This is a genomic window from Pseudomonas sp. FP2254 (assembly GCF_030687695.1).
Classification (GTDB): Bacteria; Pseudomonadota; Gammaproteobacteria; order Pseudomonadales; family Pseudomonadaceae; genus Aquipseudomonas; species Aquipseudomonas quebecensis.
The window spans coordinates 5,529,136-5,543,643 of record NZ_CP117444.1 but is presented as its reverse complement, the minus strand read 5'-3'; the positions used below and the strand labels follow the sequence as shown (position 1 = coordinate 5,543,643).

Genomic DNA, 14,508 nt, shown 5'->3' with positions numbered 1-14,508 from the left:
TTGCTGAACCGCCCTGGCCGTTCGATCAGAGATTGAAAAACAACCGGCGGGCCTGTTCCAGGTTGATTTCGCTGCGGTAGTAGTCAAGCCGTTGCTGCTGGTTGAACCCATTGACGGTATCGGCGGCTGCGCCCATCCGATGCTCGGCCGGGGTTTTCAGGCGTGCCGAGATAAACGTCCTGGGCGGCGTCCACGACGCCGAGTAATGGAAATGGGCATACCAGAGCACGTTATGCCGCGCGCGGTCGGCGATGGTGTATTCATCCAGGTAGTCCTCCTGGACACCTTTGATCCGACGCCGGCTGATGGTCTTTTTAAGGGTGACTTCTTTGCGCTGCAGGAGCCATTCCACGCCCTCGACAGTGGGCGGTCGCTCTATGATCATGCGTCGCACCTGCTGGTTGGCTTCCAGGTAGAGGTCTGCCGTGGCCTCCTTGAGTTTCTGACTGGCGAGGGTGGCGGAGCGCAGTTCATTCTTCACTACGCCGGGCGATGACAAGGCGTGGTCGATGGCATGCTGGGTTTCCTCCAGCCGCAGGGCGTGCTGGTGATACAGGTATTCGATACCGACCGCAGTACGTGCCGGCTTGGCCGCTTGCTCGTGGGCGCGAGCCTTGAACGCGCTCAATCCGTCCAGAAAAGCCTGGGCCTGATCGAGGGATGCCGTAAGGTCCGGCGCCACAGGCGCAGGGGCAGCGGGTGCGGTGATGCGTCTGACCCACTGGGCCTGATCCTTTTTGTGGTAGGTGGCGATGATGTGTTGAGTGATGGGCGATTTGATGTCCACGAAGTCGGGCTCATGCCCCAACTGCGTCGAGCGTGGCTCGCCGATCAACAGGCCGTCATAGCGGGTGCGGATGAACATTTTACGCTGAGCCGGCGGAGTCGGCGGCGGGGTGGGGCGATGCCTGAGATTGTCACGTTCCAGGTGCAGCCGTGCCAGGTGCAACTGGGTGTCCTGGGAGTATCGGTGTATCTGCGCGCGCAGGCGTTGCAACTGTTCGGGAATGATTTCGGCGGAAAATTCCTGCGACAGGTCTTCCAGGCGCTCATCTACGACCGCAAACTGCTCAGTCAGGCTGCCGAGCGCTTCGATACGCTCGTCCAGGCGTGCTTCGCTTCGCTCGAAAAGCGTATCGTGCAGGGTCTGGGCTGCAACGTCGGCGGTGTTGACGATGTCATCCAGGGTCGACCACGCCTGCGGAGTGCTATTGAGCGACGACTCGCTCAGGCACAGGTTGCGTGACGTAGTTAATTGCAGGGCCTTAAGGTTTGAGCTGGTGTAACTGGGCAACAGTCCTTTGTGTTGGCTGATCTCACGGTAGCCTTGCTGGCCCAGTTCGCGCAGCTCTTCGAAACGCGACTCGACGTAATCAAGGCGTTCGATCATGTCCTGGTTTATCTGGCTGAAATGCTGCGCGTCCTCGATGTGCCGCTCTCCAGGCGACTCTGCCTGGTGTGTGACCTGATCCATTATTGTTCTAAGGCCTGGGGTGAATGTCTGCTGGGTTTCGCGGATACCGAACTCGGTTAACTCCAGCTGTGCCCTCAGGTAGCTCAGCGCTTTGGGCGGATAGTCGGCAAGGGGTTCGAAGACATTCAGTTTCTTGAGGTCCTGCAGGGCCGTTTCATAGTCAGAGCGTTGGCTGTCGAGTGCTTGCAGATAGCCTTCGCGCCTGGCAGCGGCCGACGTACCGGGTGCTTCTGTCATTGCTGTGCGGGCTTGCTCCAATTCAAGTGATGCGGCCTTTTTGCCTGTTTCGAATGTCTGCAGTTTGTCGCGCAGCTGCTTGGCTTTTTCCGTGGCCAGCAGACTCGCCCGCCGGCTTGCATGCTTGGGGCCGCCGCCACGCAATCGCAGGCGCGTGTCGATGAACCATTGGCCGGCTGCATTGTGTATCAGCGCCGGGCCGCTGCGCTCCGGTTGGTTGGGATCGATGATCACCACGGGCTCGTCCGCCTGCGCCGATACCTCGAACCAGCGTTGCCCCAGGGATACGTAATATTTCCGGCCTGATCGATAGAGGTGCTGGTAGGTGCCCGCTTCGGTAATGGGCTGGCCCAGGTTCTTGGGTTTTACCACATGGAAGCTGTCCAGCACGGTCGCCAACGGGCCGGGCAAGCGGTTGAGGGCACCGCTGGTACTGAGCGGGCCTGCTCGTTCAGTCGGCCGCGCGGATGCGGTCTGGAGGGGCAATCGTTTGATCAGCGGCGGTTTGACCGGCGTGCCGGGTTCGTGGGTAAGCGACTTGCCGATGCTCTGCCGCCGCGTGACGGTGTGCAAGGTGATCGCCATGCCAATGTTGAGCAAAACGTCAGTGAGGGCAGCCCATTGCGCAGGTTTGTCCTGCTGTTCGCTCGCTTCGACGAGCGCTTGCACTTGATCGAAAATCTGCCAGATCCAGGCGGCGGTGCCCAGGGTCGGGTTTAGGAAGGGCAGCACGGCATTGAGCAACACCCAGCCGATCTGCTTGAGCGTCGCCCAGCGGTTCTCCGCGTTGGAAACCGATTGTCGATCGGCCAGGCTGAACAGCGCCTGGGCGTTGGCATTAAACAGTGCACCCAGCATGTCGCTGCCGACGACGGGATTGGCCAGTGCCACAGGACCGCTCAAAATCAACACTCTGAGCGGATCTACCAGGTAGTTGAAGACCTCCCAGGGGGAGGGTACGTCGCCTGGAAAGACGAGGTTTGCGTAGTCGTCGCGCACGTCATCGGGCAGCCAGGGCAGTATCGAGCTGCGCAATGTGGACGACTGCATGACGTCATAGATCAGGTTGGCGGAGGAGGCGTATTGAATCAGTGGCGGGTTGAATAACGGGCGATAGAGCAGGCAGGGCCCGCCGCTCAGATTGCGCAGGCCGATCACGTACATGTTCGCCACGATGTCGTAGCTCTGGTCCGCGCGGCGAGTGGGGTAGAAAGCCAATTGGTGAAGGACGATATCCTGGCCATCGACCTTGCGGTCGTGTTCCTCGGCCTGCATCAGCGCGACGAGGTAACGGTAACCCTGCTCATCGATCCCGTCTTGCCGTCGCAGCTTGCTCTGCAAAGCCATCAACGGTAGCTGGATACGCAGCTGTTCGCTGTAGAGCTTTTTGCGACGGGCCGACTCATGGCGCAGCTCCAGCAAATTCTGTTTGATCAGGGCTGGGTAGGTTTGACCGACGTCGACCCGTTGAATGATGTCTTCGACATAATCGACCGTCAGCCAGTCGGGCAAGTTGGCACCGTTGCGCAGCTCTATGGTTTTGTTGCCCAGGGGCAGTGCGATGAGGTTCTGCAGGGCCAGCTCAACGAGGGTAAAGGAGGTGGTTTCAACACTCCCGGGCACGACGAACAATCCCCAGACCACCACGCTTTGCACCTTGAAGACGATTTTTTCCAACGGCACGTGCAGGGCGTCCGGATGATCCAGCAGGACCTGTTGCCTGATCTGCTCAAGCGCGTACTGCTCAATGCCGGGGATACCGTCCAGGTAGGAGGCGCCCATATTCAGGCTGTTGAGGGCCGCGAGATCTTTGAGGTGCTGAGCGAAGTTATTCTGGTCGCCGACCGAGGCGTTTTTCAGCCAGTCGGGAAGCGCATGGTGATACCAGTCGAGGTTGGGCCCTTGGTGCGCTGGCGTGTAAATGGCACCCGGACCTGCATTCAATGCCTGATTAACTTGGGCCGAATTGCTCTGGAGCAAGTTCGAAAAATCCAGCGCGCCCACGGCTTCGACCTGTGCACTGATAAACACGCAGGCCAACTGATCGAAGAAGTTGCCCTGGGGCTCGGATAAACGCCATTGCAGCGATGTGCGATGCGTCTGCGACCCGGCATGCGTAGGCAGCGACTCGCCCAACTGGTCCAGAGAGTCGAATTTTTCGTAGCCGTTGCGCGGCGAGTAAGTGAGGATGATTGCGCGGCCCAGGTGCTCGCCCAGCAGCACCGCCAGCATCAGCGGGCTGAAGCGCGTGGCAGCGCCGTCCTCGACCTGTTCGATCTCGACAATGCAGGCTTTGCTCGCATAGGGGTCATCGATTTGCCGGGTGGCGCGGTCGGGGAAGCGATACAGTCGATCTGCCATGGCGCGATCGGTCTCATCCCATTCTTCCACCTGCGCAGTGCCCCAGCCGCTGCGCAGGGTGCTGGACAATTCCTGCCAGCGCGGGCCCTTGGCGTTGCTCTCGTTCCAGAAATCCACCAGGTACGCCTGAAACGCGCTGAGCATCACCGGTGCCTGGGTGTTGATGATCCTGGCGATGTCGGTCATGCGTACGGGCAGGTGCTCAGGTGGCGCGGTGATCGGCTGCCGCGTCAGGAAGTGCTCGCCCTCGATGCACAGCACCGGTATTTGGAGGACGGCTTGGCGCGCCAGCAGGTCGCTGAGCGCGCGATAGGTGGTCGGTCCGGCGACCGGTTGGCCCTCGATGAGCGTCCAGGTCGGCGAACCCATCAGGGTGCTGTCCGGGTCGATGTTCAGGTCCGGGTAGAGTTCGTTCAGCGCCTGGCGCAACAGTTGGGTGGCGGTGGCCCTGAAGGAGGGCCCGGCGTGGAATTGGGCGATCAGTTCCAAGGTCAGGTCACTGCGCCTGGGCTGCGGCTGGGAAGCGGAAGTTGAAGAGGTCATGGGGCGTTCCTGTGGTGCCGTTGCATGAAAAAACCCGAGTCAAAGGCTCGGGTTTTCCATGCTAGGCAGCGCCAGGTCAGCGGCGGGAGTGACTATGTATGGTGGAACGACAGTCAGCTCAGCTCGGCGCACAGGTCCAGTTCGACCAGGCGGCGGATCTCGGCATTAGGCAGGCCCGCGCCGATCAGGGCATTGAGCTTGCCGAACGCCGCTTCACGGGTCATGCCGCCACCCGACAGCACGCCAACCCCGCGCAGGCGGCTGCCGGCTTCATACACGTCCAGCGCTACGCCACCTTCATGGCATTGGGTGATGGCGACCACCACCACGCCCCGGTCCTGTGCGCGCTGCAGGCTGGCGAGGAATGCCGGGTTGTCGCTGGGCCCGGTGCCGCTGCCGTAGCATTCCAGGATCAGTGCTTGAATGCCGCTGTCGATCAGGCTGTCGAGCAGCACCGCTGAAAGGCCGGGCACCAGCGGCAGCACGCCGACGTTCGCCAACGCTTTCTGCTGGCGATAGTCCAAAGCATCCGGAATCGCATCGGCCTTGGCTGCGCCGCCCTGGCGCTGCAGCGCCGCGAACGGATGACGGCCGAAGCTGCGGATCTTCGCGCAACGGGTCGGCGCCATCAGCGCACCGTGGAAGTACAACTGCACCCCCGGCGCCAGGCCTGCGCCCAACGCCGTCAGGGCGCCGCTGACGTTTTCCCAGGCATCGCTGTCGGGCACGCCCGCCGGCAGCATGGAGCCGGTGAACAGCACCGGCACCGGCAGCCCCAGCAGTTGAAAACTCATGGCGGCCGCGCTGTAGGCCAGGGTGTCGGTGCCGTGCAGGATCAGCACCGCGTCGCAGCCTTCGTCCACCGCCTCGACCACTGCTGTGCGCAGGCGCTGCCAGTAGGCCGGGGTCATATTGGCGCTGTCGATCAGCGGGGACATTTCGCGCAGGCGCCAGGAGGGCAGCTTCGCCCCGGCAAAGTGCTCGCGCATGCGCGCTTCGAAACCCGAAGCGGGCGCCAGGCCGTTGGCGCTGGCCTGCATGCCGATGGTGCCGCCGGTGTAGAGCACCATGATGTTATTGGCTGGGGACATCGAGAATTCTCCTGAACGAAAAACGCCGCCGGGCCCCGAGCATGCCCAAGGCCGGGCGGCGTGTCATCTATCTACGCTCAGCGTTGCGCTTGAGCGTTCAGTTCAGCCGACACCTTTGCCGCCGGCTCGGACTTGACCGGGTTGGCCGGCCAGGCCTTGCGGTCCAGGTCCAGATCCGGGAACTGGCTGGAATCGAACACCGGGGTCTTGATGCCCGCTGCGCGCTGGTCGTCGTAGTCCTTGAGAATGCGCATGGCGATCTTGAACAGGAACGCCAGGGCAAACAGGTTAACGAACGCCAGCATGGTCATGGTGATGTCGGCGAAGGCGAATACGGTGCTCAGATTCTCGATCGAACCCCAGAAGATCAGCACCAGCACCAGCGTGCGGTAGCCCATCAGCACCTTGCGGTTGTTGCCCACCAGGAAGCGCAGGTTGCTCTCGCCGAGGTAGTAGTTGTACATGATCGAGGTGAACACGAATAACGCCAGGGCCACCGAGATAAACATGCGGCCCCAGTCGCCGACCACCGCCGCCAGGGAGTTCTGGGTCAGGGCAATGCCGTCGCCTTCAAAGCCTGGGGTGTAGAAACCGGAGAGCAGGATCAGCAGCGCGGTGCAGGTGCAGATCACGAAGGTGTCGAGGAACACGCTGAACGCTTGAACCACGCCTTGGGCGATCGGATGCTCAACCGAAGCGACTGCCGCCACATTGGGCGCACTGCCCAGGCCGGCTTCGTTGGCGAACACGCCGCGCTTCACGCCCATGATGATCGCACTGCCTACCAGGCCGCCGAAGGCTTGGTCGAGGCCGAAGGCGCTCTTGACGATGGTCGCGAGCATGGCCGGCACGTGGTCGAATTGCAGCACGATCACGTACAGGGTCACGGCGATGTAGACCAGGGTCTTGACCGGCACCAGCAGGTCGGCGATCGAGGCGATGCGCTTGATTCCGCCGATGAACACCAGGCCCAGCAAGACCGCGAGGGCCAGGCCGGTGTAGGTGGTGTCCAGGCCGAACGCGTTATTCAGCGAATGCGTCACAGCATGGGCCTGCAGGCCGTTGAAGGCAAAGCCGAAGGTCACCAGCAGCAGGAACGCCATGACCATGCCCAGCCAGCGCTTGTGCAGGCCGTGCTGGATGTAATAAGCCGGGCCGCCACGGTAGGTGCCTTCTGCGTCGGTGCGCTTGTACAACTGGCCGAGGGAGCATTCGATAAAGCTCGAGGACATGCCCACCAGTGCGGTGACCCACATCCAGAACACGGCGCCCGGGCCGCCGAGGGTCACGGCAATGCCGACACCGGCGATGTTACCGGCGCCTACGCGGCCGGCCAGGCTGAGCATCAGCGCCTGGAACGAACTGAGCTGGCCGGAGCTGCTCTTGAGGCTGTCGCGAAACACCGAAAACATGTGGAAAAAGTGGCGCAGCTGTACGAAACGCGAGCGGATCGTGAAATAACCGCCGAGCCCGACAATGAGCACGATCAGTACTTTCCCTGAGAGGAAGTCGTTGATGACTTCGAGCATGGAGTGTTCCTCGCTGATTTTTCTAATGGCAAACGCAGGACGGTTCAAAAACGTCGCATCGCACCAGGCAGTGCGCGACGGTTCGACCCCATTCCTTTTGCGGGTTGTTATTCATGCGGTTTCGCGGGTTATCCCGGCTTCGTTACCGACAGCCGCAGACGCGAAGAGGGGCGGCACTATACCTAGGCGAACGTGATCCGTCTGCCCGGGCCGATTAAAGGTTTCAGCCAGGCGGTTACAGGGGCGGTGGGTAAGCGGTGCGATATTGGATTTTTTATGGGCGTCATTTCACAACCTCGAAGCAAAAAAAAGGGCCTGAAGAACGAGCCTTCAGGCCCTCAAAAGGTGAGAGGTGTCTAGTCCCTCAACCTGGTGAGCGGTGCAACAAACGCTTAGGCCTTCAATGGGACCAAACGTGGAGCGATCATGTTTTCGGGGCGCAGGATGTCGTCGAGCATGGCGTCGTCGAGCAAGCCTTCTTCGCGCACCAGTTCCAGTACCCCGCGGCCGCTTTCAAGGGCGATGCGCGCGATACGGGTGGCGTTTTCATAGCCGATGTAAGGGTTCAGCGCGGTCACCAGGCCGATGGAGTGCTCCACCAGTTCGCGGCAGCGGGCTTCGTTGGCGGTGATGCCGACGATGCAGTGCTCGCGCAGCATGTCCATGGCGCGTTGCAGCAGGCGGATCGAGTCGAAGATCTTGAAGGCGATCAGCGGCTCCATCACGTTCAGTTGCAGTTGGCCGCCTTCGGCCGCCATGGTCAGGGCCAGGTCGTTACCGATGACCTGGAACGCCACTTGGTTGACCGCTTCCGGGATCACCGGGTTGACCTTGCCGGGCATGATCGAGCTGCCTGGCTGGCGCGCCGGCAGGTTGATCTCGTTGATCCCGGTGCGTGGGCCGCTGGAGAGCAGGCGCAGGTCGTTGCAGATCTTCGACAGCTTCACTGCCGTACGCTTGAGCATGCCGGAGAACAGCACGAAGGCGCCCATGTCGGAGGTGGCTTCGATCAGGTCGGCCGCCGGAACCACGGGTTGGCCGCTGATGACGGCCAGGCGCTGTACGGCCAGGGCCTGGTAGCGCGGGTCGGCGTTGATGCCGGTGCCGATGGCGGTGCCGCCCAGGTTCACTTCGGTCAACAGTTCCGGCGCCAGGGTTTTCAGGCGGGCCAGGTCTTCACCGAGGGTGGTGGCGAAAGCGCGGAATTCCTGGCCGAGGGTCATCGGCACGGCGTCCTGCAATTGGGTGCGGCCCATTTTCAGCACGTGGCTGAACTCTTCGCCCTTGGCGGCGAACGCCTGAATCAGGCTGTCGAGGCTGGCCAGCAGCGCGTCGTGGCCCAGCAGCAGACCCAGGCGGATCGCAGTGGGGTAGGCGTCGTTGGTCGACTGCGCCATGTTCACGTCGTTGTTGGGATGCAGGTACTGGTATTCGCCTTTCTGGTGGCCCATGGCTTCCAGCGCGATGTTGGCGATGACTTCGTTGGCATTCATGTTGGTTGAAGTGCCGGCGCCGCCTTGAATCATGTCCACCACGAACTCTTCGTGGAAATCGCCGCGGATCAGACGGGCACAGGCTTCGCTGATGGCGGCGTGCTTGGCTTCGCTGAGCTGGCCCAACTCGCGGTTGGCATCAGCGGCGGCTTGCTTGACCATTGCCAGGCCGACCACCAATTTCGGGTAATGCGAAATCGGAACGCCCGAGAGGCGGAAGTTGTTCACCGCTCGCAGGGTCTGGATGCCGTAATACGCTTGAGCAGGTACTTCAAGTACGCCAAGCAGGTCTTTTTCTGTGCGGAATGATGCAGCGGAGGACATGACGGAAATCATCTCGATATGGACCCGGAACTGGCCGGAACGCTGCGAATGCTAGGCTTGTACGAATTTTTGGGCCAATGCTGTTAAACACTGGCCTATGCATAAACGGCATAATGTGAGTGTGACCCGGCTATCATGGCGGGCGTGTGTGCCAAAATGGTGCGTTCCCGTGGGAGGCAGTGATGAACCTTGAGAGCAAGTGGCTGGAAGACTTCAGCGCCCTGGCCGCGACCCGCAGCTTTTCCCAGGCGGCGGAGCGGCGTTTTGTCACCCAGCCGGCGTTCAGCCGACGCATCCGCAGCCTGGAAGCGGCGTTGGGCCTGACCCTGGTCAACCGCTCGCGTACGCCGGTCGAGCTGACGGCGGCGGGGCAGTTGTTCCTGGTCACCGCGCGCACCGTGGTCGAACAGTTGGGTGAAGTCCTGCGTCATTTGCATCACTTGGAAGGCGGGCAGGGCGAAGTCATGCAAGTGGCCGCCGCACACTCCCTGGCGCTGGGTTTCTTCCCGCGCTGGATCGCACAACTGCGCAACGAAGGCCTGAACATCGCCACGCGGCTGGTCGCCACCAACGTCGGCGATGCGGTGCACGCCCTGCGTGAAGGCGGCTGCGATTTGATGCTGGCGTTCTACGACCCTGATGCCGCCATGCAGATGGACGCCGAGATCTTCCCGTCCCTGCACCTGGGCAACACCGAAATGCTCCCGGTGTGCGCCGCCGACGCCGACGGCAAGCCGTTGTTCGACCTGGAAGGCGAGGGCAGCGTACCGTTGCTGGCCTACAGCGCCGGCGCTTTCCTCGGCCGTTCGGTGCACCTGTTGCTGCGCCAGCGCGCCCTGCGCTTTACCACCGTGTACGAAACCGCCATGGCCGACAGCCTCAAAAGCATGGCCCTGGAAGGCCTGGGCATCGCTTGGGTGCCGCAGTTGAGCGTGCGTGCCGAACTGGCGCGCGGCGAGCTGGTGGTCTGCGGCGGGCCGCAATGGCATGTACCGCTGGAAATTCGCTTGTACCGCTGTGCGTTGGTGCGCAAGGCCAATGTGCGGTTGTTGTGGCGCAAGTTGGAAGGTGGTGCGGCGCAGAACACCTGAGCCCAATCTCAAGCCGAATGCAGGGCAAATGTGGGAAGGCGCTTTGTGGTGGTTTGGCTGACTTGAAAGTCAATAAAACCGCCGCTTTCACCACTGGACAGATGGTCGTTCCAGGGGCTGTTTATCTTAATTATTACGGTATACTGCGCGGCCTTCGGCCGGTCCAACCGGCCAACATTCGTACAACAAGCCACGCCGGATTTCCCGCGTGGCTTGTTGTTTTTTGACGCGCCTGCGGGCGCCCAGAGAGAAGAGGCACGACGATGAGTGCATTGGTTGGCGTGATCATGGGCTCCAAGTCCGATTGGTCCACCCTTAGCCACACCGCCGATATGCTGGAAAAACTCGGCATTCCATACGAAGTGAAGGTGGTTTCCGCCCACCGCACCCCGGACTTGCTGTTCCAGTATGCCGATGAAGCAGAATCCCGTGGCATCGAGGTGATCATCGCCGGCGCCGGTGGCGCAGCGCACCTGCCAGGCATGTGTGCGGCCAAGACCCACCTGCCGGTGCTCGGTGTGCCGGTGCAATCGTCGATGCTTTCGGGCGTGGATTCGCTGTTGTCGATCGTGCAGATGCCGGCCGGCATCCCGGTCGCGACCCTGGCGATCGGCAAGGCCGGCGCGATCAACGCCGCGTTGCTGTCCGCCAGTATTCTGGGCGCCAAGCACCCGCAGTTCCACGCGGTGCTGAAAAAATTCCGTGCTGAACAGACAGACAGCGTGCTGGACAATCCAGATCCACGCATCGCCTGAGGTTGTAGACCATGAAGATCGGTGTAATCGGTGGCGGCCAGCTGGGCCGCATGCTCGCCCTGGCGGGCACCCCGCTGGGGATGAATTTCGCTTTCCTGGACCCGGCGCCGGACGCCTGTGCGGCGGCCCTGGGTGAACACCTGCGCGCTGACTACAGTGACCCGGACCACCTGCGCCAACTGGCCGACGAAGTGGACCTGGTGACTTTCGAGTTCGAAAGCGTTCCGGCGGAAACCGTGGCCTTCCTGTCGCAGTTCGTGCCGGTGTACCCCAGTGCCGAGGCCCTGCGCATCGCTCGCGATCGTTGGTTCGAAAAGAGCATGTTCAAGGACCTGGGCATCCCGACGCCGGACTTCGCCGATATCCAGTCCCAGGCGGACCTGGACGCCGCGGTCGCCCGCATCGGCCTGCCGGCCGTGCTGAAAACCCGCACCCTGGGTTACGACGGCAAGGGTCAGAAAGTGCTGCGCAGCGAAGCGGATGTGGTCGGTACTTTCGCCGAACTGGGCAGCGTCGCCTGCCTGCTGGAAGGTTTCGTGCCGTTCACCGGTGAAGTCTCGCTGATCGCCGTGCGCGCCCGTGATGGCGAAACGCGCTTCTACCCGCTGGTGCACAATACTCACGTCAACGGCATCCTCAAACTGTCGGTTGCCAGCACCGACCATCCGTTGCAGGCCTTGGCCGAAGACTATTCCAGCCGTGTGCTCAAGCAGCTGGATTACGTCGGCGTGATGGCGTTCGAGTTCTTTGAAGTCGACGGCGGCCTCAAGGCCAACGAGATCGCCCCGCGTGTACACAACTCCGGGCACTGGACCACCGAAGGCGCCGAGTGCAGCCAGTTCGAGAACCACCTGCGGGCGGTGGCGGGCTTGCCGCTGGGTTCCACGGCCAAGGTGGGCGAGAGTGCGATGCTCAATTTCATTGGCGTGGTCCCGCCGGTGGAGCGCGTGATCGCGATCGACGACTGCCACCTGCATCACTACGGCAAGGCCTTCAAGGCCGGGCGCAAAGTCGGTCACGCCAACCTGCGTTGCCAGGATCGCGCGACGCTGCAGGCGCAGATCCTCAAGGTCGAAGCGCTGATCGCCGAGCAATAAGCCTCGGCGCGGCGGGAACCATTGGGCCCCGCCGTCTCTCTGATTGCAGGATGGTAAAGCCTGGCTAGGCTTTGCCATGACACACATTCATTCAGAGGGAAATGCCATGGGTATCATCGGAACCATCTTTATCGGCCTGATCGTCGGTCTGCTCGCGCGTTTCCTCAAGCCAGGCGACGACAGCATGGGCTGGATCATGACTATTCTGCTGGGCATCGCCGGCTCCCTGGCCGCGACCTACGGTGGCCAGGCGCTGGGTATCTACCAGGCGGGTCAAGGTGCCGGCTTCATCGGTGCGCTGGTCGGCGCGATCATCCTGTTGGTGATCTACGGCCTGATCAGAAAGAAGTAATCAGCCGACAAAGTCCTCTGCGCTGCGCAGGCGCAGAGGGCTAGAATGCTCGCCACTTGTACTTGCCGAGCCTCTCCATGCGCCGTTTTCTATTGATTTTCCTCGTGCTGGGCACTGGCCTGGCGCACGCCGGCGAACTGCCGGAAACCGACTGGCTCGACCTGATGCCGCTGTCGGACCAGAAGGCCCTTGAGGCCATGCCCGAGATCGACCACAACTCCCCTGAAGCCCAGGGCACCTTTACCGACAAAGGCGGCTTGAAGCAGAGCAAAGGCCTGCCGGCGGTGATGTATTCCACCAAAACCGTGGCCGCCATGAACGGCAAGAATATCCGCATCGGCGGTTATCCGGTTCCGCTGGAGACCGACGCCAAGGGCCGCAGCACACTGTTCTTCCTGGTGCCGTACCCAGGCGCCTGCATCCACGTACCGCCACCGCCGCCAAACCAGCTGGTGCTGGTGCGTTATCCCAAGGGGTTGAAGCTGGACGATATCTACACGCCGCTGTGGGTTACCGGCACGTTGAAGGTGGAGACGGTGAATAACGATTTGGCGGATGCGGCCTATGCGCTGGACGCGGGCAAGGTGCGAGTAGTCAAGGAAGCCGATCTCTAAGCCTCAACACAAATCAATGTGGGAGAGGGCTTGCCCCCGATAGCAGGATGCCAGTCACCCTTGAGCTGGCTGACTCACCGCTATCGGAGGCAAGCCCCCTCCCACAATGGACTCTTTATCTACAGGGCGATGCCGGCGATGCTTACGCCCAGCGTATGGCGTTCGTTGGGCGCCAATGTCACCACATCATCCAGCACATTCGCCGTCTCGATGCACAGCATGTTTTGCCAGCCGTCGTCGGCCATATCGTCGAAGGCCTTGGCCCGCTCGGTCCAGGGGTTCCAGATCACTGTCGATGTGGAGCCCTGGGCCGTGAGTTGGATGCGACGCTGCCAGTCTTTGTCGACGATGCTCACCTGCTTCGGCGTGTCGAGGTAGATGCGGTCGGTCTCGGCGCTGAAGTGCAGCGGGCCGGACTGGGTCTTCGTGGTCCAGCCGTCGGCGGTGTCGATATACGTCGTACCGTCCAATCCTTCGACCTGCACGTGGCGCACATCGCTGACGGCGAAGTAGGTATGCAGCGCCTGGCTGAGAGTCACGGTGTCGGTGCCACGGTTGTGGCTGGTCAGGCGGATGTGCAGTTGCTCGTCCAGCAGCAGACTCAGGGTAAGTTCGACCTGATGGGGCCAGCCGGGGAAGCCGCCCGCAGGTATCGGCAGCGCCAGGTCGATGCGCAAGGCGTCGCCCTCAAGCTCGGTTCCGGCCAATTCCCAGCGTGCGGTGCGCGCAAACCCGTGGGCGCCGGCTGGTTGGTCGCTCCGGCGCATCGCTTTGACGCTGTCCGGGTTGCGGTCGAACACGCCAAACCACGGCCAGCACACGGGCACGCCGGTGCGGATGCCTTTGCCTTGCTTGAACACGGCGGCGGGGTTCGGCCAGATCAGCGGCTGTTCGCCCTCGCGCTGGTAACTGAAGATATGCGCACCCTGCCGGGCCACCATCAGCTCGGCGCCGTTGTGGCGGATGCGCCAGCAGTCCAGCTCGTCGATTGTCACGGTTTCAACGTGTGGCGTAGGCATACGAAGCACTCTCAATGGCAGGCAATGGGGCAATTGACCGTCAAAATCCGATGAGGTTTAACGCGCGCGCGACGGTACCGAACGGGTGCGGCCGCTGCCGTCGATGGCGACGAACACAAACACCGCCTCGGTCACTTTGCGCCATTCGCTGGACAGCGGATCGTCGCTCCACACTTCGACCATCATCTGGATCGAGCTGCGGCCGATTTCCAGGGCCTGGGTATAAAAGGACAATTGCGCGCCCACCGCGACCGGCACCAGGAACGCCATGCGATCGATGGCCACGGTAGCCACGCGCCCACCGGCGACCTTGCTGGCCATGGCGGTGCCGGCCAGGTCCATCTGCGCGACCAGCCAGCCGCCGAAGATGTCGCCAAAACCGTTGGTTTCACGCGGCAGAGCCGTGATTTGCAGGGCGAGATCGCCTTGCGGGATAGGATCTTCTTGTTCGAGTTCGATCATGCCGAGGGTGCCTCTGACCCGTGACGCTTCATGGGTATTTCAAGTGGATAGCCGTCTTTGGGAAAA

The 14,508-nt window shown here is 62.0% G+C and carries 11 protein-coding genes; 5 read left to right on the top strand and 6 right to left on the bottom strand.

What is annotated here, in order from left to right; translation table 11 throughout:
- Positions 1 to 25 precede the first annotated feature (25 nt).
- The 4 genes from PSH94_RS25605 to aspA all read right to left on the bottom strand — a co-directional run bounded on the left by PSH94_RS25605 (position 26) and on the right by aspA (position 9,052).
- Positions 26 to 4,615 (bottom strand): hypothetical protein, encoded by a 4,590-nt coding sequence (locus PSH94_RS25605; protein WP_305436009.1) that lies wholly within the window; start codon positions 4,613 to 4,615, stop codon positions 26 to 28.
- A 113-nt stretch (positions 4,616 to 4,728) separates the two neighbouring features.
- A complete protein-coding gene (locus PSH94_RS25600; protein WP_305436008.1) occupies positions 4,729 to 5,706 on the bottom strand; it encodes an asparaginase in 978 nt (325 codons plus the stop codon).
- Between the two features lie 77 nt (positions 5,707 to 5,783).
- A complete protein-coding gene (locus PSH94_RS25595) occupies positions 5,784 to 7,235 on the bottom strand; it encodes a sodium:alanine symporter family protein (RefSeq protein ID WP_181076201.1) in 1,452 nt (483 codons plus the stop codon).
- A gap of 392 nt (positions 7,236 to 7,627) precedes the next feature.
- On the bottom strand, positions 7,628 to 9,052 hold the full coding sequence (aspA, locus tag PSH94_RS25590; protein ID WP_034101530.1) for an aspartate ammonia-lyase: 1,425 nt from the start codon (positions 9,050 to 9,052) through the stop codon (positions 7,628 to 7,630).
- A gap of 182 nt (positions 9,053 to 9,234) precedes the next feature.
- Between aspA and PSH94_RS25585 the strand changes: the two genes are divergently transcribed.
- From PSH94_RS25585 to PSH94_RS25565, 5 genes are all read left to right on the top strand, one after another.
- Entirely contained in the window at positions 9,235 to 10,143 is a 909-nt protein-coding gene (locus PSH94_RS25585; RefSeq protein ID WP_010566930.1) for a LysR substrate-binding domain-containing protein, read from the top strand.
- A gap of 263 nt (positions 10,144 to 10,406) precedes the next feature.
- Positions 10,407 to 10,898, top strand: a complete 492-nt coding sequence (gene purE, locus PSH94_RS25580; protein ID WP_003195648.1) for a 5-(carboxyamino)imidazole ribonucleotide mutase — start codon at positions 10,407 to 10,409, stop codon at positions 10,896 to 10,898.
- An 11-nt stretch (positions 10,899 to 10,909) separates the two neighbouring features.
- A complete protein-coding gene (locus PSH94_RS25575) occupies positions 10,910 to 11,995 on the top strand; it encodes a 5-(carboxyamino)imidazole ribonucleotide synthase (protein WP_181076203.1) in 1,086 nt (361 codons plus the stop codon).
- A 106-nt stretch (positions 11,996 to 12,101) separates the two neighbouring features.
- Positions 12,102 to 12,347: a GlsB/YeaQ/YmgE family stress response membrane protein gene (locus tag PSH94_RS25570; RefSeq protein ID WP_181076205.1), complete on the top strand. Its 246-nt coding sequence runs from the start codon at positions 12,102 to 12,104 to the stop codon at positions 12,345 to 12,347.
- Between the two features lie 77 nt (positions 12,348 to 12,424).
- Positions 12,425 to 12,961 (top strand): DUF3299 domain-containing protein, encoded by a 537-nt coding sequence (locus PSH94_RS25565; protein ID WP_181076206.1) that lies wholly within the window; start codon positions 12,425 to 12,427, stop codon positions 12,959 to 12,961.
- Positions 12,962 to 13,080: 119 nt separating this feature from the next.
- Here the strand turns inward: PSH94_RS25565 and PSH94_RS25560 are convergent, their stop codons facing one another.
- Together PSH94_RS25560 and PSH94_RS25555 are read right to left on the bottom strand one after the other, a co-directional pair.
- Positions 13,081 to 13,980, bottom strand: a complete 900-nt coding sequence (locus PSH94_RS25560) for a D-hexose-6-phosphate mutarotase (protein ID WP_181076208.1) — start codon at positions 13,978 to 13,980, stop codon at positions 13,081 to 13,083.
- Positions 13,981 to 14,037: 57 nt separating this feature from the next.
- Positions 14,038 to 14,442: an acyl-CoA thioesterase gene (locus PSH94_RS25555; protein ID WP_003176975.1), complete on the bottom strand. Its 405-nt coding sequence runs from the start codon at positions 14,440 to 14,442 to the stop codon at positions 14,038 to 14,040.
- Positions 14,443 to 14,508: the final 66 nt, after the last annotated feature.